The 22,886-nt window shown below is 28.4% G+C and carries 24 protein-coding genes; 14 read left to right on the top strand and 10 right to left on the bottom strand.

The window, feature by feature from the left end:
* Positions 1–2: 2 nt before the first annotated feature.
* Positions 3–1,379, top strand: a complete 1,377-nt coding sequence (locus ACTTAV_RS01805; RefSeq protein WP_440669797.1) for an AmpG family muropeptide MFS transporter — start codon at positions 3–5, stop codon at positions 1,377–1,379.
* Positions 1,369–2,121, top strand: coding sequence for a C40 family peptidase (locus tag ACTTAV_RS01800; RefSeq protein WP_440669795.1), 753 nt, complete (start codon positions 1,369–1,371; stop codon positions 2,119–2,121). The genes ACTTAV_RS01805 and ACTTAV_RS01800 overlap by 11 nt, the downstream gene beginning before the upstream one ends.
* Here ACTTAV_RS01800 and ACTTAV_RS01795 read toward each other — a convergent pair.
* Both ACTTAV_RS01795 and hisC read right to left on the bottom strand, forming a co-directional pair.
* Complete coding sequence (locus ACTTAV_RS01795) at positions 2,118–3,014, bottom strand: prephenate dehydrogenase (RefSeq protein ID WP_440669794.1); 897 nt, start codon at positions 3,012–3,014, stop codon at positions 2,118–2,120. The genes ACTTAV_RS01800 and ACTTAV_RS01795 overlap by 4 nt on opposite strands.
* Positions 3,011–4,096 carry a histidinol-phosphate transaminase gene (hisC, locus tag ACTTAV_RS01790; RefSeq protein WP_440669793.1) on the bottom strand — a complete coding sequence of 362 codons (1,086 nt, stop codon included), beginning with the start codon at positions 4,094–4,096 and terminating at the stop codon, positions 3,011–3,013. The genes ACTTAV_RS01795 and hisC overlap by 4 nt, the downstream gene beginning before the upstream one ends.
* Before the next feature lie 195 nt (positions 4,097–4,291).
* Here hisC and metX point away from each other — a divergent pair, with 195 nt between their 5' ends.
* From metX to ACTTAV_RS01730, 12 genes are read left to right on the top strand one after another with little or no spacing between them, the layout of a single operon-like run.
* A complete protein-coding gene (gene metX, locus ACTTAV_RS01785; protein ID WP_440669792.1) occupies positions 4,292–5,416 on the top strand; it encodes a homoserine O-acetyltransferase MetX in 1,125 nt (374 codons plus the stop codon).
* Positions 5,413–6,009 carry a methionine biosynthesis protein MetW gene (gene metW, locus ACTTAV_RS01780; RefSeq protein ID WP_440669791.1) on the top strand — a complete coding sequence of 199 codons (597 nt, stop codon included), beginning with the start codon at positions 5,413–5,415 and terminating at the stop codon, positions 6,007–6,009. Before metX ends, metW begins: the two co-directional genes overlap by 4 nt.
* Positions 6,010–6,729: a hydroxyacylglutathione hydrolase gene (gene gloB, locus ACTTAV_RS01775; RefSeq protein ID WP_440669790.1), complete on the top strand. Its 720-nt coding sequence runs from the start codon at positions 6,010–6,012 to the stop codon at positions 6,727–6,729.
* 58 nt (positions 6,730–6,787) lie between these two features.
* Positions 6,788–7,186, top strand: a complete 399-nt coding sequence (rplU, locus tag ACTTAV_RS01770) for a 50S ribosomal protein L21 (RefSeq protein WP_440669788.1) — start codon at positions 6,788–6,790, stop codon at positions 7,184–7,186.
* 12 nt (positions 7,187–7,198) lie between these two features.
* On the top strand, positions 7,199–7,453 hold the full coding sequence (gene rpmA, locus ACTTAV_RS01765; protein WP_440669787.1) for a 50S ribosomal protein L27: 255 nt from the start codon (positions 7,199–7,201) through the stop codon (positions 7,451–7,453).
* A 28-nt stretch (positions 7,454–7,481) separates the two neighbouring features.
* Complete coding sequence (gene cgtA / locus ACTTAV_RS01760) at positions 7,482–8,465, top strand: Obg family GTPase CgtA (protein WP_440669786.1); 984 nt, start codon at positions 7,482–7,484, stop codon at positions 8,463–8,465.
* Positions 8,455–9,561, top strand: coding sequence for a glutamate 5-kinase (proB, locus tag ACTTAV_RS01755; RefSeq protein ID WP_440669785.1), 1,107 nt, complete (start codon positions 8,455–8,457; stop codon positions 9,559–9,561). The genes cgtA and proB overlap by 11 nt, the downstream gene beginning before the upstream one ends.
* Entirely contained in the window at positions 9,561–10,811 is a 1,251-nt protein-coding gene (locus tag ACTTAV_RS01750) for a glutamate-5-semialdehyde dehydrogenase (RefSeq protein ID WP_440669784.1), read from the top strand. The genes proB and ACTTAV_RS01750 overlap by 1 nt, the downstream gene beginning before the upstream one ends.
* 1 nt (position 10,812) lies before the next feature.
* Positions 10,813–11,334 (top strand): nicotinate (nicotinamide) nucleotide adenylyltransferase, encoded by a 522-nt coding sequence (gene nadD / locus ACTTAV_RS01745; protein ID WP_440669783.1) that lies wholly within the window; start codon positions 10,813–10,815, stop codon positions 11,332–11,334.
* 17 nt (positions 11,335–11,351) lie between these two features.
* Positions 11,352–11,702, top strand: coding sequence for a ribosome silencing factor (rsfS, locus tag ACTTAV_RS01740; protein WP_440669781.1), 351 nt, complete (start codon positions 11,352–11,354; stop codon positions 11,700–11,702).
* Positions 11,699–12,835, top strand: coding sequence for a S41 family peptidase (locus ACTTAV_RS01735; protein WP_440669780.1), 1,137 nt, complete (start codon positions 11,699–11,701; stop codon positions 12,833–12,835). The genes rsfS and ACTTAV_RS01735 overlap by 4 nt, the downstream gene beginning before the upstream one ends.
* Position 12,836: 1 nt before the next feature.
* The gene (locus tag ACTTAV_RS01730; RefSeq protein WP_440669779.1) at positions 12,837–13,313 is read left to right on the top strand and encodes an RNA pyrophosphohydrolase; all 477 of its coding nucleotides are present in this window, start codon (positions 12,837–12,839) and stop codon (positions 13,311–13,313) included.
* Here the strand turns inward: ACTTAV_RS01730 and atpC are convergent.
* The 8 genes from atpC to odhB form a co-directional block, all read right to left on the bottom strand.
* Positions 13,306–13,698, bottom strand: coding sequence for an ATP synthase F1 subunit epsilon (atpC, locus tag ACTTAV_RS01725; protein ID WP_440669778.1), 393 nt, complete (start codon positions 13,696–13,698; stop codon positions 13,306–13,308). The genes ACTTAV_RS01730 and atpC overlap by 8 nt on opposite strands.
* A complete protein-coding gene (gene atpD / locus ACTTAV_RS01720) occupies positions 13,698–15,113 on the bottom strand; it encodes a F0F1 ATP synthase subunit beta (protein ID WP_075519848.1) in 1,416 nt (471 codons plus the stop codon). Before atpD ends, atpC begins: the two co-directional genes overlap by 1 nt.
* 2 nt (positions 15,114–15,115) lie before the next feature.
* Complete coding sequence (locus ACTTAV_RS01715; RefSeq protein WP_440669777.1) at positions 15,116–15,991, bottom strand: F0F1 ATP synthase subunit gamma; 876 nt, start codon at positions 15,989–15,991, stop codon at positions 15,116–15,118.
* An 8-nt stretch (positions 15,992–15,999) separates the two neighbouring features.
* A complete protein-coding gene (gene atpA, locus ACTTAV_RS01710; protein WP_075519850.1) occupies positions 16,000–17,535 on the bottom strand; it encodes a F0F1 ATP synthase subunit alpha in 1,536 nt (511 codons plus the stop codon).
* Position 17,536: 1 nt separating this feature from the next.
* Positions 17,537–18,094 carry an ATP synthase F1 subunit delta gene (atpH, locus tag ACTTAV_RS01705; protein WP_440669776.1) on the bottom strand — a complete coding sequence of 186 codons (558 nt, stop codon included), beginning with the start codon at positions 18,092–18,094 and terminating at the stop codon, positions 17,537–17,539.
* 108 nt (positions 18,095–18,202) lie between these two features.
* Positions 18,203–20,158 (bottom strand): replication restart helicase PriA, encoded by a 1,956-nt coding sequence (gene priA / locus ACTTAV_RS01700; RefSeq protein ID WP_440669775.1) that lies wholly within the window; start codon positions 20,156–20,158, stop codon positions 18,203–18,205.
* Positions 20,159–20,180: 22 nt separating this feature from the next.
* Positions 20,181–21,581 carry a dihydrolipoyl dehydrogenase gene (lpdA, locus tag ACTTAV_RS01695; RefSeq protein WP_440669774.1) on the bottom strand — a complete coding sequence of 467 codons (1,401 nt, stop codon included), beginning with the start codon at positions 21,579–21,581 and terminating at the stop codon, positions 20,181–20,183.
* Positions 21,582–22,880, bottom strand: coding sequence for a 2-oxoglutarate dehydrogenase complex dihydrolipoyllysine-residue succinyltransferase (odhB, locus tag ACTTAV_RS01690; protein ID WP_440669773.1), 1,299 nt, complete (start codon positions 22,878–22,880; stop codon positions 21,582–21,584).
* Positions 22,881–22,886: the final 6 nt, after the last annotated feature.

The following is a 22,886-nucleotide window of genomic DNA, read 5'->3' as shown; positions in this document are numbered from 1 at the left end:
TTATGATTGAAATAAAAAAACAATCCTTGTCAGAAACATTCTCAGTTTACTTTGATAAACGAATGTTAAAAATATTATTACTTGGAGCAATTTCAGGTTTTCCATGGGTATTGATTGGTAGCAGCCTAAGCTTGTGGTTGAAGGAAGATGGATTGAGCAGATCTACTGTTGGTTGGGCGGGTCTTATATTTGCTGTTTATGCATTTAATTATTTGTGGGCCCCCCTTATAGATCGAATTCAAATACCTTATCTAACAAAAAAGATTGGTCATAGAAGAGGCTGGATTGTACTCATGCAGTTATTTATCTTAATTTCACTTTTTTTATGGAGTATAATTGATCCATCGGAAAATTTAGCTTTAGTCATTTCTGTAGGTCTTTTAATTGCAATATCATCTGCAACACAAGATATTACTGTTGACGCATTAAGGATTGAGCAAATTGGAGAGGATGAAAGTAGATCAATGGCAGCAGGTGCCGCCATGGCAGTAGTTGGGTGGTGGAGTGGATACAAATTAGGTGGTGTATTATCTTTATTTTCAGCGGAATTTTTTGAACGAGCAGGATTTGAAAACTACTGGCAACTAACATTTTTAATTTTAGGAGTTTTAATAATTTTAATGAATATTGGTCTGATGTTTGTTCATGAAAAAAATGACTCAATTAGACAAGAGACTCAAAAAGAAAATGATAGAATAATTTCAAATAAATTTAATAAAAAAAATATTCTCACACAAACTTTAACTTGGATAAGTGGAACAATTAGTGGACCCATAATCAGTTTTTTCAAAAAAAATGGATTTAAAATTGCAATTGGAATTTTAGGATTCGTTTTTTTATTTAAAGTTGGTGAAGCTTTTCTGGGTCGTATGTCGATAATTTTTTATAAAGAAATAGGTTTTAGTAAATCTGATATTGCTATTTATTCTAAAACGTTAGGATGGATAACAACAGTTATATTTACACTCTTGGGAGGTCTTTTTGTAATTAGATCTGGTGTTTTAAAGGCTATGTTTTTAGCAGGAATTTTAATGGCAAGTACCAATCTCTTATTCAGTATCTTGGCATGGAGTGATAAATCAGAATTTTTATTTGCTGTTGCGGTAATTTTTGATGACATAGCTGCAGCATTCGCAACAGTTGCATTCGTAGCATTTATTTCATTACTAGTTGACAGAACATATACAGCCACTCAATATGCTCTTTTAGCATCAATTGGAACTGCTGGTCGAACTACTCTTGCATCTTCTTCTGGAGCTCTTGTAGATTGGCTCAATGGTGATTGGGGAGTATTTTTTATTTTAACAGCTTTAATGGTTATTCCTTCATTAATAATATTATGGATTTTAAAAAATAAATTAAAAATCTATGAAAAATAATTTTTTAAATTCATCTTTTGCTAATATTAATTCTAAACCATCCTCAAACTCTGAAGTGCTTTCACAAATTTTATATGGGGAAAAGTTTAAAATTTTGAGTAAAAAAAAAAACTGGGTAAAAATTCAAACTAGTTATGATAATTATGTTGGTTACATCAAAAAGGATAAATTTTATGAGAAATTTATTCCAAAACTAAAGATATTTAAGGTTAAGTCAAAAATATTTGTAAAAAAAAATAATAAATTTTTACCTTCAAAAAATTATTTGTATTTTGCATCTGGAATATCTGTTTTGAATAAAAATAAAAATTTTATAGAATTTAAAAAAAATAGATGGATAAAAAAATCAGATACAAAATCAATTTCACATCAAGAAAAAAATTTTACAAAAATTTTTAAATTATTTTTAAATAGCAAATATTTATGGGGTGGAAAAACTAGTGATGGTATTGATTGTTCAGCATTGATACAAATTTATTTTTACTATAATAGAATATTTTTTCCAAGAGACTCAAAAGATCAGATTAAATTTTGTAAAAAAAAGAGTGTAAAAAAAAATATAAAAGGTGACATTATTTTTTGGAGAGGTCATGTTGGAGTTTGTATTAATAATTCAAAATTCATTCATGCATATGGTCCTAAGAAAAAAGTTATAATTATGCCTACTAAATTTACTGTTGATTTGATTCATAAAACAGCAAATTTGATTGTAAAAAAAATAAGTAATATTAAGAATTATTAATCTCTTCCAAAATCAGGTTTATTTATATCCTGTTTTAATTTGATGATTTTAGATCTTACTTTTTTAGTTTGAATTAACTTTTTTAAAATTGATTTATTATTTTTTGAATTAATATCTCTTTTAAAAGCATTTAAGTTTTTAATAAATATATCAATTGCTTTTGATACATTTTTTTTATTATCAAAAAAAATATCTCTCCACATAATCTCATTAGATGCAGCTATTCTTGAAAAATCTCTTAAGCCACCAGCGCTGTATTTAATCAAATCATATTTTTGTTTTTTTTCAAAATCTTGAGCTGATTTAACCAAGTTATAAGCAATCAAGTGTGGAAGATGGCTAGTAATTGAAAAAATTTTATCATGCTTTTCGGAGTTCATTATAACAACTTTAGAGCCCATTTTTTTCCAAAAATAATTTAAGAATTTTAAATGTTTTAAATTAGTTGATTTATCTTTAACTAAAATACACCATTTATTCTCAAACATATCTGGCTTACCATATTCTGGGCCACTTACCTCAGATCCAGATATTGGATGACCTGAAGTCCAAAAAATATTTTTCTTTAAATTTTTTTTTATAACTTCTTTGGATTTTAATTTTGATGAACCAATATCTGTAATTATATGTTTTGAATTAAGATTTTTATTAATTCTTAATATAATTTTTTTGTATTCACTCATAGGTGTACAAAAAATAATCAAATTTGATTTTAAAACTGCTTCGTTAATTTTTTTTACTATTATACAAGGTAATCTTAATTTTTTTATTTTTGATATATTTTTTTTTGATTTTTCATAAACAAAAATTTTCTTTGCAACTTTTTTTTTATGAATACTTCTCACTAAAGAAGATCCCAATAAACCACAGCCAATTATTAATATATTTTTCATCTTTTAAATATACTTTTTACTGCACTCATAAATCTGGCATTATCTTTTTTTGAACCAATAGTTAATCGTAACATGTTTTTGATTTTATAACCATCTTCGGTTGATCTTAGTATGATTCCTTTATTTTTTAATTTTTCATTAAAATATCTAGCTTTAATTTTACATTTCTGAAAATTTAATAATAAAAAATTTGCAGATACTTTATTCGAGGTGATGCCATAATCATTCAATAAAAGTTTCAGTTTTTTAGCATAAAAAAGATTATGCTTAATCGATCTATTTATAAATTTAGAATCTTTTAAAGACTCTATTGCTGCTTTTTGTGCAACTTCATTGACATTAAATGGTGGCTTTATAATATTTAATGCTTCAATAATTTTTTTTGATCCATGGCCCCATCCAATTCTTAAAGAAGAAAGTCCATAAATTTTTGAAAATGTTCTTAATATAAAAACGTTTTGTTTGTTTTTAAATAAATCTAGTCCAGACTTATAATCTAAATTTTGCATATATTCAGCATATGCGTCATCTATGACTAACAAAATATTTTTTTTTAATTTTTTTCTTAATTCAATAAGTTCTAATTTAGTCAAATAAGTTCCTGTTGGATTATTTGGATTAGCCAAAAAGACAATTTTTGTTTTTTTGGTAACTTTTTTTATTATCTCTGAAACTGAAGCTTTAAAATTTTTTTCTTTCGAAAATATTACTTTACCACCTACTATTTTTGCATAAATTCTATACATCAAAAAACTAAACTGAGGGACTACCACCTCATCATTTGGTCTAAGAATTAATTGACAAAGCATCTGTATCACTTCATCTGATCCAGCTCCACAAATAATTTTATCTCTGTCACACTTAAATTTTTTGGATATTTCTTTTCTTAGTTGTTTCGATTTTGGATCTGGGTATCTAAAAAAATTTAAATTATTATTAGTTATAATTTTCTTAACTTTTGGACTTACTCCTAAAGCAGACTCATTTGCAGATAGCTTTACAATATTCTTGATATTTTTAATTCCAGATTTACCTGGCTTATAAGCTTCTATATCGAATTTTTTAAATTTAACTATTGTCATAATTTTTAAATTTTAAGACCTTTATAATTAAAATAACAATTTTTTATACTGTATTAGTGATAATATTTTAAAAATTGACATACTAAATAACTTCTTGTACAAAAAATTCGTGCGCTGATTTAACTGAATTGCGAGCGCTTTAAAAAAACCGCTAAAAAAGTTTTTTCTCGCTAAATTCAATATTCAGCTTTAATTATGAATATAAATGAAAATATAAAAACCTTGGTAGTTAAAAAACCACTTAAACTTGATTGTGGAAAAACTATTAACAACTTTCCTATAGCATATGAAACTTATGGCTCACTAAATGCTAATAAAGATAATGCTATTTTAGTATTCCATGCATTAACTGGTGATCAATTTGTTGCTGGCATTAACCCTATTACCAAAAAAGATGGATGGTGGTCGTATGCTGTTGGTCCCGATAAAGCTATTGATACTAATAAATACTTTGTAATTTGTGCAAATGTTATAGGTGGATGTATGGGTTCTTTTGGTCCAAGCCATGAAAATCCTGAAACAAAAAAAATCTACGGCATAGATTTTCCCGTAATTACTATTAACGATATGGTGAATGCTCAAGCAAATTTATTAGATTTTTTTGAAATAAAAAAACTTTTTTCTGTTGTAGGTGGTTCAATGGGTGGAATGCAAGTTTTACAATTTGTAAGTAATTTTCCTGATAAAACTAAAACAGCAATTCCAATTGCTTGTACCTCGAGTCATTCAGCACAAAATATTGCATTTAATGAACTTGGAAGACAGGCTATTACTGCAGATCATAATTGGTCAGATGGAAAATATATATTAAAAAATATTGTACCTGACAAAGGTCTAGCAGTAGCAAGAATGGCTGCTCATATAACTTATCTGTCTAAGAAAGGATTGCAGGAAAAGTTTGGAAGAAAACTTCAAGAAAGAGATGATCTTAAATTTGGTTTTGATGCTGACTTTCAAATAGAGAGTTATTTAAGATATCAGGGCTCAATATTTGTTGATCGTTTTGATGCTAATAGTTATCTTTATATAACCAGAGCTATGGATTATTTTGATTTGGTTAAGCAGTTCAATGGAAATTTATCTATGGCTTTTAAGAATACAAAAGCTAAATTTTTTGTGATATCTTTTACCTCTGATTGGCTTTATCCAACACATGAAAATAAAGATATTGTTATCGCATTAAATGCAATAGGAGCAGATGTAGGTTTTGTGGAAATTGAGTCTGACAAGGGTCATGATTCTTTTTTGTTAGATGTGCCAGATTTCTTAAAAGCTCTTAAAAATTTTATAGATAAATCTTACACTGAAAAAAAATTATGAAATTAGAATATAATATAATTTCAGACCTTATTGAAAAAAACTCAAGAGTACTTGATGTTGGATGTGATGATGGAACTTTAATGCAATATTTAAAAACCAATAAAAATGTTGATGTGAGAGGAATTGAAATTTCAAAAGATAAAGTTCAAATTTGTATTGAAAAAGGATTAACTGTAATTGAGGGAAATGCAGAATTTGACTTAAAACAATTTCCGAACAACTCATTTGATTATGTTGTACTTGGTCAAACATTACAAGCATTTATTAATCCAGAAACAGTAATTAAAGAACTTTTAAGAGTTGGAAAAAAAGCTATCGTAACAATTCCCAATTTTGGTCATTGGAAAGTAAGATTTAGTTTATTAACTAAAGGAACAATGCCGATTACAAGTTCATTACCTAATGATTGGTATAATACGCCTAATATTCATATGTGTACAATTAAAGATTTTTTTAAATTTTCAAAAATAGTTAACTTTAAGATTTATAAATCTCTATCACTTATGAACAAAAATGTTTCAAATATAAATAAATCTAATTTATTTATTAAAAATTTGTTTGGTGAACTGGGTATATTTTTAATTGAAAAATAAATGGATATTGAAATAATCAAGTGCCTTAAAGATAACTATAGTTATCTAATTATTGACAAAAGTACTCAAGGAGCATGTGTGGTAGACCCTAGTGAAGCCAAACCCATAATAGATACTATTGAACAAAAAAAAATTAATCTTAAATATATTTTAAATACCCATCACCATTATGACCATGTTGGTGGCAATCTTGAATTAAAGAAAAAATATAATTGTGAGATAATTGGATACAAAGATGATAAATATCGTATTCCAGAAATAGATATCCTTGTTGAAAACAATGAAGTTTGGAAAAGAGATAATTTTGAGTCAAAGATTTATCACATTCCAGGTCACACTACAGGACATATTGCATTCCATTTTTTTAAAGAAAACAAGATCTTTACAGGTGATACTTTATTTTCCCTTGGTTGTGGTAGAATTTTTGAGGGAACCTATGAACAAATGTTTAATTCATTAAACATAATTAAAAAACTTCCAAAAAACACAGAAATTTATTGTGGTCACGAATATACGTTACAGAACTCAAAATTTTGTAAAATTAACGATCCAAAAAATATTAAGCTAAAGAATAAAATTGAAAAAATAAAGGAAAAACTAAAGAAAAATTTACCTACTATACCAAGCACTTTAAGTGAAGAATTAGAGTGTAACATATTTCTTAGAGCAAAAGACTTAGAAAGTTTTTCAAAATTGAGAGATTTAAAGGATAATTTCTAGTTAATAAGCTTGACTAAAAGTTTGCTCTGATTATATTGCGGTAATTAAAAAATACGCTATGTCATTCGCAGTTATACAAACAGGTGGAAAACAGTACAAAGTGAAATCTGGTGAAATATTAAAAATTGAAAAACTTCCAGATTCTAAAGATAACACCAAAATAGAATTTAAAGAAATCTTAGCTTATGGAGATAACAAAACTGTAGAAATTGGATCGCCGATCATTCAAGGAGCAAAGGTTGAGGCTAATTTAATTAAAAATAGTAAAAATAGAACAGTTTTAATTTTTAAAAAAAGAAGAAGACAAAATTCAAGAAGAAAAAATGGTCATAGACAACAATACTCAATGATAAGAATTAATAAAATTTTTTCAAAAGATGGTAAAGTTTTATCTGAAGCTGAAAAAATCTCCAAACCTTCTGTAAAAGAAGTATCTAAGAAAGAAGTGAGTAAATAAAAGGTATAAATTATGGCAACAAAAAAAGCAGGTGGATCATCAAGAAACGGACGAGATAGTGCTGGAAGAAGACTTGGTGTTAAAAAATATGGTGGGGAGACTGTAATACCTGGCAATATAATTGTAAGGCAAAGAGGTACCAAGATATTTCCTGGTGAAAATGTTGGAATGGGAAAAGATCACTCAATTTTTTCGGTAGTAAAAGGCAAAGTAGTTTTTAAAAAAACTAAATCAGATAGAACTTTTGTTTCAGTAAAACCCAATTAATAGTACAACTTAAAAATAGTGTTGTATTATGAAATTCTTAGATCAAGTAAAAATCTATATTAAAGCTGGAAATGGTGGAGACGGATCACCAAGTTTTAGACGAGAAAAATTTATTGAATATGGTGGTCCAGATGGTGGTGATGGTGGAAATGGAGGCTCAGTAATATTAAGAGCAGAAAGAAATCTTAACACCTTAATTGATTATAGATATCAACAACATCATAAAGCTAAAAGAGGAAATAATGGTTCAGGTCAAAATAGAACAGGAAAAAGTGGAGATGATTTGATTCTAAAGGTTCCTTTAGGTACTCAAGTTTTTGAGGAGGATAATAAAACTTTAATTTTTGATTTTACAGAAATAGGTGAAGAATTTGTTGCAGCCGCTGGAGGGAAAGGTGGACTAGGAAATACCAGATTTAAGAGCTCTACTAATCGAGCTCCAAGAAAATTTACCAAAGGTACTTCTGGTGAAGAATTTACTATTTGGCTTCAGCTAAAAACAATTGCTGATGTTGGAATAATTGGATTGCCTAACGCTGGAAAATCCAGTTTACTAGCGGCAATAACTAATGCAAATCCAAAAATTGCAAATTATCAATTTACAACTTTAAATCCAAATCTTGGGGTAGCAAGTTATGATGATAAAGAAGTTACTATTGCAGATATCCCTGGTTTAATAGAAGGTGCACATAAAGGAACTGGTCTTGGTATAAAATTTTTAAAACACGTTGAAAGATGCAAGTCTCTTTTGCATATGATTGATATTACTAATGATGATATTAAAAAAAGTTATAATCAAGTAAAAAAAGAATTAAAAAAATACAGCGCTAAGCTATCTAAAAAAAAAGAGTTAATAGTTTTGAATAAAATAGATTTAATTGATGAAAAAAAAGTAAGGGATATTGTTAATGAATTCAAAAAAAATACAAAATCTGAAATAATCACAATGTCAACATTAGAAAAAAAAACTATATCTAAAATTAAAGCAAAATTAATATCTTATGCATCTTAAAAATTCTAAAATAATCGTGATAAAAATTGGATCTTCTTTACTAGTCAACAAAGATAGAGAAATTAGAAAAAAATGGTTGTCAAGTTTTGCCGAAGATATCAAAAAACTAAAGACTAATAATAAAAAAATTATTATCGTTAGCTCAGGTGCAATTGCTCTTGGTTGTAAAAAAATGAATTATAAGAGAATGAATTTAAAACTAGATAAAAGTCAAGCTATTGCATCTGTTGGACAAATAGAATTGATGAATCTATTTTCACAAACATTTTCAAAATTTAAATTAAATATTTCCCAAATTTTATTAACTTTAGAAGATACTGAAGAGAGAAGAAGATCAATAAATGCAAAAAGAACTTTTGAGAATTTATTTGAACTTGATTATATACCAATTGTAAATGAAAATGATACTATAGCTACTTCAGAGATTAAGTATGGTGATAATGATAGATTGGCGTCTAGAGTAGCTCAAATAACAAATGCTGATACCTTAATTTTATTATCTGATGTTGATGGATTATTCACTAAAAATCCAAAACTATATAAAGATGCTAAACTAATAAAAAAAGTAAATGATTTTGATAAAGATATAAAAAATATTAACATCAAAGGTATTACAGAATTTGGTAAAGGAGGAATGAATACAAAAATTGAAGCAGCAAAAATTTGCAACTTAGCTGGTTGTAATATGATTATTGCTAGCGGCTTATATCTAAATCCTATTGATCAGATAGAGAAAAAAAATAATTGTACTTTATTTGTTTCAAAAATAACCAAACTACAGGCGAGAAAAAAGTGGATAATTAGTTCTGTTTCACCTAAGGGAGAACTTATGATTGATGAGGGTGCTAAAAGAGCTCTTTTAAATGGAAAAAGTTTATTGGCTGCTGGTATAAAAAAAGTTTCAGGAAAATTTAACAAAGGTGATCACATTAAAATTATGGATATCAAGAGAAATGAATTCGCAAGAGGTTTAAGTTCTTTTTCATCAGAAGAAATAATCAAAATTGCTGGGTGTCATTCAGGTGAAATTGAAAAAATACTTGGCTATATTTCAAAATCTGAAGTGGTACATAAAGATGATATGGTTAAAATTTGATGAAAAATCTATTAGAAAATATTGGTAAAAAATCAAAGAAGGCTTTTTTTCAAAAATTAAGTTCAAAAAAAAAAGATAAAGTTTTAAGGGATTATTGTTATCTTATTAATAAAAATAAAAAATTAATAATTAATGAAAATAAAAAAGATATTAAGATTGCTTTAAAAAAAAAATTAAAAATTAATTTAATACAGAGGCTTATTTTAAATGATAAAAAAATTTCAGATATAATTAATTCAATAAAAAAAATCATAAAATTAAAAGATCCTACTAATGTAATATTGCAAAAATGGAAAAGGCCAAACGGTTTAAATATTTCTAAAATTTCAATTCCTATTGGTGTTATAGGGGTTATCTATGAAAGTAGACCTAATGTTACGTCAGATGTAGCTTCTCTATGTTTTAAATCTGGAAATGCAGTAATACTAAAAGGTGGTACTGAAGCTTTTTATTCAAATTATATACTGTCAAAATTATTTAGAAAATCTTTACAAAAAAATGGTTTGGATGAAAATTTTGTTCAATTTTTAAAATTAAAAAATAGAAAAGTGGTTGATTTTATATTAACTCGAATGAATAAATTCATTGATGTAATAATTCCTAGAGGTGGAAAAAGTTTAGTAAAAAAAGTTCAAGATCTCTCAACGGTTCCAACTATTGGTCATTTAGAAGGGGTTTGTCATTCCTATGTTGATGTAGATGCAAACCCTAAGATTGCATCAAAAGTAATTCATAATGCTAAATTAAGAAATACAGCAATTTGTGGTGCAACAGAGACAATTTTATTACATGAAAAAATAGTTAAAAAAATTGGAAATCAAATTTTAAGAAATCTAGAAAAAAATGGATGTAAAATTATTGGTGATAATAAAATTAGAAAAGCTTACAGTAAAAAAATTAAAAAAGCTTCAATAAATGATTGGTCAAAAGAATATTTAGCTCCAGTGGTCTCTGTAAAATCTGTCAAAAATCTTGAGGAAGCAATTCAACATATAAACAAATATGGTACTATGCACACAGATTGTATCATTACACAAAACAAAAAATCTGCGAAAAAATTTTTAAATGAAGTAAAAAGTTCAATTGCAATGCATAACACATCAACACAATTTGCTGATGGAGGTGAGTTTGGTTTTGGTGGAGAAGTTGGAATTTCTACAAATACTCTTCCACCACGGGGACCTGTTGGACTTAATCAGTTAGTTTCTTATAAATATCAAATCACAAGCAAAGGTGCAGTAAGGAAATAAATTGGACTTGAAAAAAAATAAAATTGGTATTTTAGGTGGTTCATTTGATCCAGCCCACAAAGGTCATTTAGCAATATCAAAAGAAGCTGTAAAAAGATTTAAATTAAAAAAAGTAATTTGGGCAATAACTAAAAAAAATCCATTTAAAAAAAAAAGTAGCCTAAATCTTAATGAAAGAATTAAGACTTGTAAAAAAATCTTGAAAAAAATAAAAAATATAGAAGTAAGATTTTATGAAGATAAAATTAAATCTAACAAAACTTTAAATCTTATTAATTATTTTACTAAAAATAAAAATAATGAAATATACTTTATAATGGGAGCAGATAATTTAATTAATTTTCACAAGTGGTATAAATGGCAAACAATTTCAAAAAAATGCAATATTATTGTATATGACCGTTATGGGTATAAAAAAAAATCTCTAAATTCAAAGACTTATAAAAGCCTAAATAGGGACAAATTGAAATTTATAAACTTTAATAAAGTCAATATTTCTTCTTCTCAATTAAGAAAAATTTGATAATCTTTTAACAATTAATGGATAAAATTACAGATTTAAAAAAAATTATCATTAAAACATTGGATACCAATAAAGCTCAGGACATAATAAGCATTGATCTTAAAGATAAAAGTTCAATGGCTGATTTTATGATTATAGCAAGTGGAACTTCATCAAGGCACATACAATCATTGTCTGAACAAGTTTTAGAGAAATTTAAGGATAATGGTATACAAGAATCTAAGATTGAAGGAAAAGATAGTAATGAATGGAAGTTGGTGGATGGAATAGATTTAATTGTACATATTTTTCATCCTGAAAAAAGAAAGTTTTATGAACTTGAAAAAATGTGGTCAGAATTAATTCCTAAAGAAAAATTAATCATATGATTAAAAAAAGATTATTATCAATTTTGTTTTTTTATTTTATTTTATTAAAAGGTGTTTTTTCCTCTGAGACTAATATTTATAAAAAAATTGATTTATTTGGTGAAGTACTTGATAAAATAAATAGAGAATATGTAGATGAAGTAAACCAGTCTGAAAGCATGGATTCTGCAATAAATGGTTTGTTACAATCTTTAGACCCTTATTCAGCTTATATGCCGCCTGAAGTTTTTGATGAAATGCAAACTGAGACTAGTGGCGAGTTTGGAGGCTTGGGTATAGAAGTAACTATGGAGTCAGGAGTTGTAAAGGTTATTTCTCCTATAGATGATACTCCAGCATCAAAAGCAGGAATAAAAGCAGGAGATTACATTGTAAAAATTAATAATATTCAAGTTCAGGGAAAATCATTAAACGAAGCAGTTGATTTAATGAGAGGCCCAGTTGGATCAGGGATTGAATTGACTGTTAGAAGAAGAGGTGAAAAAAAAGCTTTAATATTTAATGTAGTTCGAGAAGTTATTCAAATTCAGTCTGTTAAAGCTGATTTGATAGAAAAAAATATTGGTTATATAAGATTAACTTCTTTTAATGAAAATAGTGGAAAACAAATTGAAAGAAAAATTCAAGAATTAGAAAAAAACAAAGCAGTAAATTCATATATTTTAGATCTAAGAAATAATCCTGGAGGATTACTTTCACAGGCTATAAAAATTTCAGATTTTTTCCTAGATAATGGTGAAATTGTATCTACAAAAAGTAGAAAGGTTTCTGAAAATAGAAAATGGTTTGCAAAAAAAGGTGATGTAATAAATGGAAAAACTCTTGTTGTTTTAATTAATTATGGTTCAGCTTCAGCATCTGAAATTGTTGCTGGTGCTTTGAAGGATCATAAAAGAGCAATTTTGATAGGTGAAAATAGCTTTGGAAAAGGATCTGTTCAATCAATAATACCTCTTAAAAATAATGGCGCAATTAGACTTACTGTAGCAAAATATTATCTACCTTCAGGAAAATCAATCTCTGAAGTTGGTGTATCACCTGATATAGAGGTTGATGAAGAAGGTGAGGAATTTAGGATAAAAACAGAAACTGATAATCAATTAAACTACGTAATTAAATTACTTAACGGTTAATATGAAAGAAAAATTTAAAAACCTTCCACTTAGAAGTGGAGTGGGCATCATTGTTTTAAATAAAGATAACAAAATCTTTGTTGGTAAAAGAATTGATAATCCAAAAAATTTTTGGCAAATGCCCCAGGGAGGAGTTGATAATGGAGAAGATTTTTTAACCGCTGCATATAGGGAGCTAGAGGAGGAAACTAGTATTAGTAATGTGAAATTAATAAAAGAAATTAATGGTACTTTGACTTACGAATTACCAGATAATTTATTAGGAATTATTTGGAAAGGTAAATATAAGGGCCAAAAACAAAAATGGTTTTTAATGAGATACTTAGGTGAAGACAAAGATATTAATATAAAAACAGACAAACCTGAATTTTTAGAGTGGAAATGGGTGGATATAGATAAAATCACTGAATTTGTAGTAGACTTTAAACTTCATGTTTACAAAGAACTTAAAGAAAAAGTTAAAAAAATAATTAATTAATTGATTTTAATGTTTCAACTTTTTGATCGGCTAAAAATTTATATTGATCACTTTTATCTGCCTTGTTAGCTTCTTCCTCAGCAATTTTAATTAAATCTTGTAACTTATTTTTTTCAATATCTTTTAAATTTAAGATTGAACTGGTAAGCACAGATAAATTATTATTTTTGAACTCAACAATTCCATCTTCTATATAATACTTCTCCTCCCCAGATTTTGATTGGATAGTAATTATTCCTGGTTTTAAAAAAGAAATTATCGATATATGATCTTTAAGTATTCCCATTTCACCCTCAAATGCTGGCACAACCACTTCTGTAACGTCCTCTTTAAACAAAAAAGAGCTATCTGGATTTACAATTTCTACTTTAAATTCTTCACTCATTAAGCAGCATCTTTTTTCATTTTTTCAGCTTTTTCAATAGCTTCCTCTATTGTACCAACCATATAAAATGCAGCTTCAGGAAGATGGTCATACTCACCTTTACAAATTGCATCAAAACCTTTTATTGTTGATTCCAAATCTACAAGTTTACCTGGTGATCCAGTAAATACTTCAGCAACAAAGAAAGGTTGAGATAAAAATCTTTGAATTTTTCTAGCTCTTGCAACAGTTAATTTGTCTTCTTCTGACAATTCGTCCATACCCAAGATTGCAATAATATCTTGTAAAGATTTATATGTTTGAAGAACTTTTTGAACCTCTCTTGCAACTCTATAATGCTCATCACCAACTATTCTAGGATCAAGGATTCTTGAAGTAGAGTCTAATGGATCCACAGCAGGATAAATTCCAATTTCTGCAATTTGTCTAGAAAGTACTGTAGTTGCATCTAAGTGCGCAAATGAAGTTGCGGGCGCAGGATCAGTTAAATCGTCTGCTGGAACATAAATAGCTTGTACAGAAGTAATTGATCCTTTGTTTGTTGTTGTAATTCTCTCCTGTAAGTTACCCATATCGGTTGCTAAGGTAGGTTGATAACCAACGGCCGATGGTATTCTTCCTAAAAGTGCCGATACTTCTGAACCAGCCTGAGTAAATCTAAAAATGTTATCAACAAAGAAAAGTACATCTTGACCTTCTTGATCTCTGAAATATTCTGCTACAGTTAATCCTGTAAGAGCAACTCTAGCTCTTGCTCCTGGGGGTTCATTCATTTGACCATACACTAACGCTGCCTTTGAACCTGAACCATCTTTTTTTATTACACCAGACTCTATCATCTCGTGGTAAAGATCATTTCCTTCTCTAGTTCTCTCACCAACACCAGCAAAAACAGAAAAGCCACCATGTGCTTTTGCAACGTTATTAATTAACTCCATAATAAGAACTGTTTTTCCAACACCAGCACCTCCAAATAAACCAATTTTTCCACCCTTGGCATAAGGAGCTAACAAATCAATTACTTTTATTCCTGTAACTAAAATTTCTGTTTCAGTAGATTGATCATTAAACTCAGGTGCAGGTCTGTGAATTGGCCAACTCTCTTTTGTTTTGACATCGCCTCTTTCATCAATAGGTTCACCAATTACATTAATAATTCTACCTAGAGTCTCTGGACCCACAGGAACTTTAATCGGCGCCTTTGTATTAACTACTTCATCTCCTCTTTTTAATCCCTCAGTAGCATCCATCGCAATAGTTCTCGCTGTGGACTCTCCTAAGTGTTGAGCAACTTCTAAAACTAAACGATTGCCACCATTTTTACATTCTAATGCGGTTAAAATTTCTGGAAGTTCTCCTTCAAATTTAACGTCTACTACTGCCCCAATAACTTGTGTAATTATTCCTTTGCTCATAACTATAAACTTTCTGCTCCTGATATAATTTCTATTAGTTCTTTTGTAATTGCTGCTTGACGGCTTCTATTATACTCAATAGTAAGTTTGTCAACCATTTCACCTGCGTTTCGAGTAGCATTATCCATTGCACTCATTCTTGCTCCTTGTTCGCTAGCTGAATTCTCTAACATTGCTTTAAATATTTGTGTTGAAATATTTTTAGGCAATAAATTGTTCAAAATTTCATCTTCATCTGGTTCAAATTCATAACTTTCATCTGAACTATTATCATCATTATTTTCAGTATTTAATGGGATAATCTGTTGAGCCTGAGGTATCTGAGTTATCACATTTTTAAATTGATTATAAAAAATCGTACAAATATCAAATTCCTCTTTTTCAAATTTTTCAATTATAATTTTTCCTACTTTTTCAGCATCGAAATAATTTGCATTTTTTGAATTTTTAAAAGATATATTTTCAATTATTTTATCTCCATAAAGTCTTTTTAGCTGATCATTACCTTTGGACCCAACAGTAATAATTTTTAATTCTTTACCTTCCTCTTTTAATCTTAAAAAAAAACTTTTGGCTTTTTTGATTATATTAGCATTGAAACCACCACACAAACCTCTGTCAGAAGTCATCACTACACAAAGATGAATTTGCTCATTTCCTGTACCCGATAAAAGTTTAGGAGCATTACTCTTATCAGATATACCACTAGATAAATTTAAGATAACATTATTCATTTTTTGTGAATATGGTCTGCCTTTTTCTGCGCTATCTTGAGCTCTTTTAAGTTTAGCAGCTGCAACCATTTTCATAGCTTTAGTGATCTTTTGTGTAGATTTTACACTGGAAATTCTTTTTTTTAGATCGTCTAAACTAGCCATAAAATTTATTAAGATTTAAAATTCTTTTTTAAATTAGATATCACTTCAATTAAACTTTTTTCGGTATCTTCCTCTAATTTTCCTGAACTTAAAATTGATTCAATAATCTCAGGTTTATCAGATTTACATCTATCAATTATCTTATTTTCAAAATCTGCAATATCTTTTAGGTCTATATCATCCAAATATCCTTTTACTCCACAAAACACCGAAATCACTTGTTCTGCAACTGTCATTGGAGAATATTGTTTTTGTTTTAAAAGTTCAGTTAATTTGGATCCTCTGTTTAAAAGTTGTTGAGTTGAGGCATCTAAATCAGAACCAAATTGAGCAAATGCAGCCATTTCTCTGTATTGAGCCAATTCAAGTTTCATCGAACCTGACACTTTTTTCATTGCTTTAGTTTGAGCAGCTGATCCAACTCTAGAAACTGACAATCCAACATTAATAGCTGGTCTTATACCTTGATTAAATAATTCTGTTTCTAAAAATATTTGTCCATCTGTAATTGAAATTACATTAGTTGGAATATATGCAGACACGTCACCACCTTGTGTTTCAATAATTGGAAGTGCTGTTAAAGATCCTCCACCATGTTCATCACTTAATTTTGCTGCTCTTTCTAATAATCGACTGTGTAGGTAGAATACATCACCCGGATACGCCTCTCGTCCTGGAGGTCTTCTTAATATTAGTGACATCTGTCTGTATGCTACAGCTTGTTTTGAAAGATCATCATAAATAATTAATGCATGCATTCCATTATCTCTAAAATATTCACCCATAGCACAACCAGTATAAGGAGCTAAAAATTGTAAGGGTGCAGAGTCAGAAGCTGTTGCAGCTACAATAGTTGTATATTCCATTGCACCAGCTTCTTCTAAAGTTTTTTGAATTTGTCTTACTGTTGATCTTTTTTGTCCTACAGCAACATAAATACAATATAATTTTTGTTTCTCATCACCCGACTCATTAATTTTTTTTTGGTTTATTATTGCATCAATTGCAACAGCTGTTTTACCAGTTTGTCTATCACCAATAATTAATTCCCTTTGACCTCTTCCAATTGGAACAAGACTGTCTATCGATTTTAATCCAGTTTGCATCGGCTCACTGACTGATTGTCTTGGAATAATCCCAGGAGCTTTTACTTCAACCCTACTTTTCTTAACTCCTTTATCTAAAGCACCTTTTCCATCAATTGGATTTCCTAATCCATCTACAACTCTACCTAATAACTCTTTTCCAACTGGCGTATCAACAATACTTCCTGTTCTTTTTACAACATCTCCTTCTTTAATATTTCGATCATCTCCAAAAATAACTACTCCAACATTTTCACTCTCTAAGTTTAAAGCCATACCCTTAGAACCATCTGAAAATTCAACCATCTCTCCAGCCTGGACATTGTCTAAACCATAAATTCTTGCTATCCCATCACCTACAGATAAAACTTGTCCTACCTCAGAAATTTCAGCTTTTTCTCCAAAATTTTTTATTTGTTCTTTTAATATTTTTGTAACTTCAGACGGATTAATTTCCATATTATGCCTCTATCATTCTAGTTTCTAATTGTTGTAATTTTTTTTTAATAGAAGTGTCAATCATTGTACTACCAATTTGTACAACTAAACCTCCAATTAAACTTTGATCGTGAGTGTAGTTTAATTTTATTTCAGACTTAAAATTATTCGACAATTCTTGTGTAATCTTATCTATTTCTTGTTGAGTTAAATTTTTGGCTGATTTTATCTCTGCTTTTAATTCACCTCTTTTTTCTGAGCAAATCTCATTAAAGTTTTTTAAGATCTGTTGTACATAAAAAAATCTTCTTTTTGCAATTAAAAAACTTAAAAAATTTTTGAATAAAACTTCCAAGCTAAAATTATCAGATATATTCTTTATAACATGGTTTAAAATATCTCTACTTATCGTAGGGTCTTTTATTAAGTCATTAAAATCTTTACTGTTTGAGATTAATTTCAATAATGCATGTGAATTCTCCTCAATTTTTGACAGAGAATTGGACTCGCTAGCTAATTCATATAATGCTAAAGAATATCTATTAGCTGAAGTATCAGAAAATCCTTTATTTTTACTCACCTTATTATCCTCAAATGTAAGTGATTAATTTTAAAATCACGCTCTAATTAGCATATGCAATTATAGTCTTCAAGTAACACATTCGCTAAAAACTCTTTTTTTTAGCCTTTAATTAAAGCTTATTGGATCAACATCAACTGAAAGTTTTATTCCTGATGAAAATTTATATCTTGAAATTATTGAAGCTAAAGAGTTCTGTAATTTTAAAGTTTTTGAACCTCTTATAAGTAGTCTAACTCGATATTTTCTCTTTAACCTAAATATTGGTGCACTTACTGGACCTAAAATTTTTCCATAAATTTTATTTTCTATAGCCAGTTTAAATTTCATAGCCTCTGTCTCTAATTTAACTTCATTTTCTCCTGTTAAAATTAGCGAAATAAATCTTTGAAAAGGGGGAAGGCTATTTTTTTTTCTTATTTCAATTTCTTTATCTAGAAAAATTTCAGGATTTTTATCAGTAATATCTGAAATCATTTTTGTATTATAATTATAAGTTTGAAAATAAACTGTTGAAGATTGACCTGTACGCCCTGCTCTTCCAGATAGCTGATGATATAATTGTAAATTTTTTTCAGCACTTCTTAAATCATGGCCTTGGGAAGACAAATCAATATCAACTACAACAATACAATTTAAATTTGGAAAATGAAAACCCTTAGATATTAATTGTGTGCCAACTAAAATTTGAATTTCATTATTAATTATTTTTTCTAATTTATCCTTTGAACTTTTTTTATTCATTGTATCGCTAGAAAAAATTTCAATTTTTTTTGACGGAAAATTTTTCTTCACCTCCTCTGAAATTCTTTCTACACCTGGTCCACTGAATATAAAATCACAAAGCCCATCTTTTGTGCAATTTCTTTCTAGAGAAGATTTAAAACCACAGTAATGACATAATAAATTTTTTTTATTTTTATGATAAACTAAATTTATTGAACAGTTAGGGCACGAAAAACTATTAAAACATTTTTTACATAAAACATTAGGTGAAAAACCTCTTCTGTTTAAAAAAAATAAAACTTGATCTTTTTTTTCTAAATGAGAATTTACTTTATTAATTATCTGCTTAGAAATCCAAGAATGATTTTCTAATTTAACATCATTTAGATTTATTATTTCATAATTTGGCAAAGAGGCATTTTTGTATCTCTTAGTAAGTTTAGAAATATTGTATTTTTTCTTTTTGATATTTTCGTAAGTTTCTACTGATGGGACTGCAGTAATTAAATTAATAGGGATATTTTCAAATGATGCTCTTGAAATTGCCATGTCTCTTGCATTGTATATTACTCCTTCATCTTGTTTATATGATTGATCATGTTCTTCATCAACAATGATCAATCCTAATTTTTTAAATGGCAAAAATAATGATGATCTTGCTCCTATAACAACTTTGATTTCACCATTTATTATTCCACTCCAGATTATTTCTTTATTTTTTTTAGTAATACCTGAATGCCATATCGCTGGCTTAAAACCAAAAAATTCTATAAACTTCTTTTCAAATTGATTTGTTAAACCAATTTCTGGTAACATTATTAATCCTTGAAAACCTTTTTTCAAAATTTTTTTTAAAGCCTCAAAATAAACAATTGTTTTTCCTGATCCAGTTGTGCCTTGTAATACATGAACATTAAATTTTTGATTTGAAATATTAATCTCATTTAAAATTTTTTTTTGTTCATTTGTTAACTCAAACAAGTTTTTTTGAATTGTATTATTAAAATCTGAATCAAATTTTTTATCAAATTTTTCAACAGCTTTTCCACTTAATAAAACAAGTTTTAAAGCCATCCCTTTTGGAACAATATTGTATTCTGAAAACCAGTTTAAAAATTGTAATGTCTTTTTTTTTAGATTTGGAATTTCTAATTTTCTAATTATTTTCCTAACTTTAAAACTTTTCTTACTATTTTTTTCAAAATTATCCCAGACAACACCTGTAATTTTAGATTTACCAAAGGGTACTTCAACAAAATCTCCAATCTTTAATTCAATATCACTTTCATATGTAAATGGATAATTGAAGATATTCGGTAAAAGAATCGGAAATTTCATATTTTAATAATATGAAAATATTTTAAGAGTGTATTGCTCTTTTATCTACCGATAATGCTGCTTCTTTAACAGCTTCTGAAAATGTAGGATGAGCATGACAAGTTCTTGCTATATCTTCTGAGCTTGCCCCGAATTCCATGGCAACACCAATTTCTGCAATCAATTCACCGGCATGAGGACCTATTAAGTGCGCTCCTAAAACTTTATCTGTTTTTGCATCTGCTAAAATTTTTACAAATCCTTCAGATTCATCAATGGCTTTTGCTCTTGAATTAGCCATAAATGAAAATTTTCCAATTTTATAATCTATCTTTTTTTCTTTTAACTGTTCTTCTGTTTTGCCAATTGAAGCAACTTCTGGTGTTGTATAAACAACTCCGGGAATAGTATCATAATTAACATGGCCTGACTGACCAGCAATATTTTCAGCAACTGCTATTCCCTCATCTTCAGCTTTATGTGCAAGCATAGGACCAACTATTACATCTCCAATAGCATATATATTATTTTGATTAGTTTTAAAATTTTTGTCTGTTTTTATTCTTTTTTTGTCATCAAGCTCAATTCCTGCGTTCTCAATATTCAAACCATTGGTATTAGCTTTTCTACCAACCGAAATTAAAACAACTTCACAGTCAAAATCTTTCTTATTTCCATCTTTGTCTGTAGTTGAAACTATTGCACCCTTATTATTTTTTTGGATTTTTTCAACTTTGTGCTGCATATGGAATTTCATTCCTTGTTTTTTTAAAATTTTCATAAACTCTTGAGAGATTTCCTTATCCATTCCAGGAGTAATATGATCTAAAAATTCTACTACATGAACTTCTGCTCCTAATCTTAACCAAACAGAACCCATTTCCAGACCGATATAACCTCCTCCAACAACGACCATTTTTTTTGGAACTTGCTCGATTTTCAAAGCTCCTGTTGAAGATAATATTGTTTTTTCATCAAAATTAATTCCAGGTAGTGACACAGGAACTGATCCTGTAGCAATTACTATATTGTCAGCTCTAATTATCGTTTCTTTATTGTTTGCATCTTTTATATTAATTTCATTTTTTGACTTAAAGCTTCCATGACCTTTAAAATATGTAACCTTATTTTTCTTTAAAAGAAATTCTACACCTTTAGTTAAAACTGTTACGGCTTTATCTTTACTTTTCATCATTTTACTCAGGTTTAGTTTTACCTCACCAACTTCTATACCCTTATTTGATAAATTTTTAACTTTATGAAATTCTTCTGATAAATTTAGTAAACTTTTAGAGGGAATACATCCAACATTGAGACAAGTTCCTCCTAATGAACCTCTGGACTCTATACACGCAGTTTTTAATCCTAATTGTGCTAATCTGATAGCACAAACATAACCACCAGGACCACCACCAATTACTACTGCTTGAAATTTATCTGCCATTTAAATATCTAAAAATAACCTTCTTGGATCTTCCAAATTTTCTTTAATCATCTTTAAAAATGATACGGACTCCTTACCATCAATAATTCTATGATCATAAGAAAGTGCCAAATACATTATTGGTCTAATCTTTATTTCCCCATCGACAACAACTGGTCTATCAACAATATTATGCATGCCTAAAACACCAGATTGTGGAAGGTTTAAAATTGGAGTTGATAACATTGAACCATAAACTCCTCCATTGCTTATAGTAAAAGTTCCACCTTGAAGATCTTCTATGGTAAGTTTACCATCTCTAGCTTTTTCTGAAATTTGTTTAATATTTTTCTCAATATCTGCAAAAGATAGCTCATCTGCGTTTTTTAATACAGGAACCACAAGACCTTTATCTGTGCCTACTGCAAAACTTATATTATAATAATTTTTGTAAACAATCGTATCACCCTCAATTTCTGCATTAACTGCAGGAAAATTTTTCAATGCAACAACACAAGCTTTAACAAAAAAAGACATAAAACCTAATTTAACACCATATCGATTTTGAAAATCATCTTGATTTTCTTTTCTCATATTCATGATATTCGACATATCAACTTCATTGAAAGTAGTAAGTAATGCAGCATTTTCTTGTGCTTGTTTTAGCCTTTTAGCAATAGTTTGTCTTAGTCTGGTCATTTTAATTTTTTCCTCATGACCATATTTAATTTTTCTTTCTGAAGGAGGTGGATTTACTCCCATTAAATTTATTAAGTCACCTTTTAAAACTCTTCCATCTTTTCCAGTTCCTTTTATTGATGAAATATCAATTTTATTTTCAGTCACAATTTTTCTTACTGCAGGAGATAAATTTTGATCATTTTTTGATTTAGTTTTTTTTGGTTCTACTTTGATTTCTTCTGTCAGAATTAATGGTTTTTCCTCTTCTGCTTGAATTTCTGTTTTTTCCTCAAAAATTTTTGGCTCTTCCTCATCTTTTTGAGTTTCTAACTTAATTACATTATCCTCTTTTACTGTTGGCTGAATTTTTTCTATTTCCTCTGTTTTTTTTGAAGCTGAACCATTCTCAGAAACAGATCCTAAAAGAGCACCAACTTCAACAATTGAACCATCTTTTGAATTAATCTCAGTCAATGTCCCTGAAATAGGTGATGGTACTTCTAAATTAACTTTATCAGTTTCTAACTCAACAATTGGTTCATCAGCTTCAACTGTATCTCCCTCATTTTTTAACCATTTTGAAACTGTGGCTTCTGTAATACTTTCACCAAGAACTGGAACTAAAATTTTTTCACTCATTATTTA

It is taken from the genome of Candidatus Pelagibacter sp. HIMB1483, from assembly GCF_052048135.1.
In the GTDB taxonomy this organism is placed as follows: Bacteria; Pseudomonadota; Alphaproteobacteria; order Pelagibacterales; family Pelagibacteraceae; genus Pelagibacter.
Note: the sequence above shows the minus strand (reverse complement) of the source record. Positions and strands in the feature narration are given on the sequence as shown.

Coding starts and splice junctions, on each gene's coding strand:
- ACTTAV_RS01805 (WP_440669797.1), top strand. CDS start 3: ATGATTGAAATAAAAAAACAATCCTTGTCAGAAACATTCTCAGTTTAC.
- ACTTAV_RS01800 (WP_440669795.1), top strand. CDS start 1,369: ATGAAAAATAATTTTTTAAATTCATCTTTTGCTAATATTAATTCTAAA.
- ACTTAV_RS01795 (WP_440669794.1), bottom strand. CDS start 3,014: ATGAAAAATATATTAATAATTGGCTGTGGTTTATTGGGATCTTCTTTA.
- hisC (WP_440669793.1), bottom strand. CDS start 4,096: ATGACAATAGTTAAATTTAAAAAATTCGATATAGAAGCTTATAAGCCA.
- metX (WP_440669792.1), top strand. CDS start 4,292: ATGAATATAAATGAAAATATAAAAACCTTGGTAGTTAAAAAACCACTT.
- metW (WP_440669791.1), top strand. CDS start 5,413: ATGAAATTAGAATATAATATAATTTCAGACCTTATTGAAAAAAACTCA.
- gloB (WP_440669790.1), top strand. CDS start 6,010: ATGGATATTGAAATAATCAAGTGCCTTAAAGATAACTATAGTTATCTA.
- rplU (WP_440669788.1), top strand. CDS start 6,788: ATGTCATTCGCAGTTATACAAACAGGTGGAAAACAGTACAAAGTGAAA.
- rpmA (WP_440669787.1), top strand. CDS start 7,199: ATGGCAACAAAAAAAGCAGGTGGATCATCAAGAAACGGACGAGATAGT.
- cgtA (WP_440669786.1), top strand. CDS start 7,482: ATGAAATTCTTAGATCAAGTAAAAATCTATATTAAAGCTGGAAATGGT.
- proB (WP_440669785.1), top strand. CDS start 8,455: ATGCATCTTAAAAATTCTAAAATAATCGTGATAAAAATTGGATCTTCT.
- ACTTAV_RS01750 (WP_440669784.1), top strand. CDS start 9,561: ATGAAAAATCTATTAGAAAATATTGGTAAAAAATCAAAGAAGGCTTTT.
- rsfS (WP_440669781.1), top strand. CDS start 11,352: ATGGATAAAATTACAGATTTAAAAAAAATTATCATTAAAACATTGGAT.
- ACTTAV_RS01735 (WP_440669780.1), top strand. CDS start 11,699: ATGATTAAAAAAAGATTATTATCAATTTTGTTTTTTTATTTTATTTTA.
- ACTTAV_RS01730 (WP_440669779.1), top strand. CDS start 12,837: ATGAAAGAAAAATTTAAAAACCTTCCACTTAGAAGTGGAGTGGGCATC.
- atpC (WP_440669778.1), bottom strand. CDS start 13,698: ATGAGTGAAGAATTTAAAGTAGAAATTGTAAATCCAGATAGCTCTTTT.
- atpD (WP_075519848.1), bottom strand. CDS start 15,113: ATGAGCAAAGGAATAATTACACAAGTTATTGGGGCAGTAGTAGACGTT.
- ACTTAV_RS01715 (WP_440669777.1), bottom strand. CDS start 15,991: ATGGCTAGTTTAGACGATCTAAAAAAAAGAATTTCCAGTGTAAAATCT.
- atpA (WP_075519850.1), bottom strand. CDS start 17,535: ATGGAAATTAATCCGTCTGAAGTTACAAAAATATTAAAAGAACAAATA.
- priA (WP_440669775.1), bottom strand. CDS start 20,158: ATGAAATTTCCGATTCTTTTACCGAATATCTTCAATTATCCATTTACA.
- lpdA (WP_440669774.1), bottom strand. CDS start 21,581: ATGGCAGATAAATTTCAAGCAGTAGTAATTGGTGGTGGTCCTGGTGGT.
- odhB (WP_440669773.1), bottom strand. CDS start 22,880: ATGAGTGAAAAAATTTTAGTTCCAGTTCTTGGTGAAAGTATTACAGAA.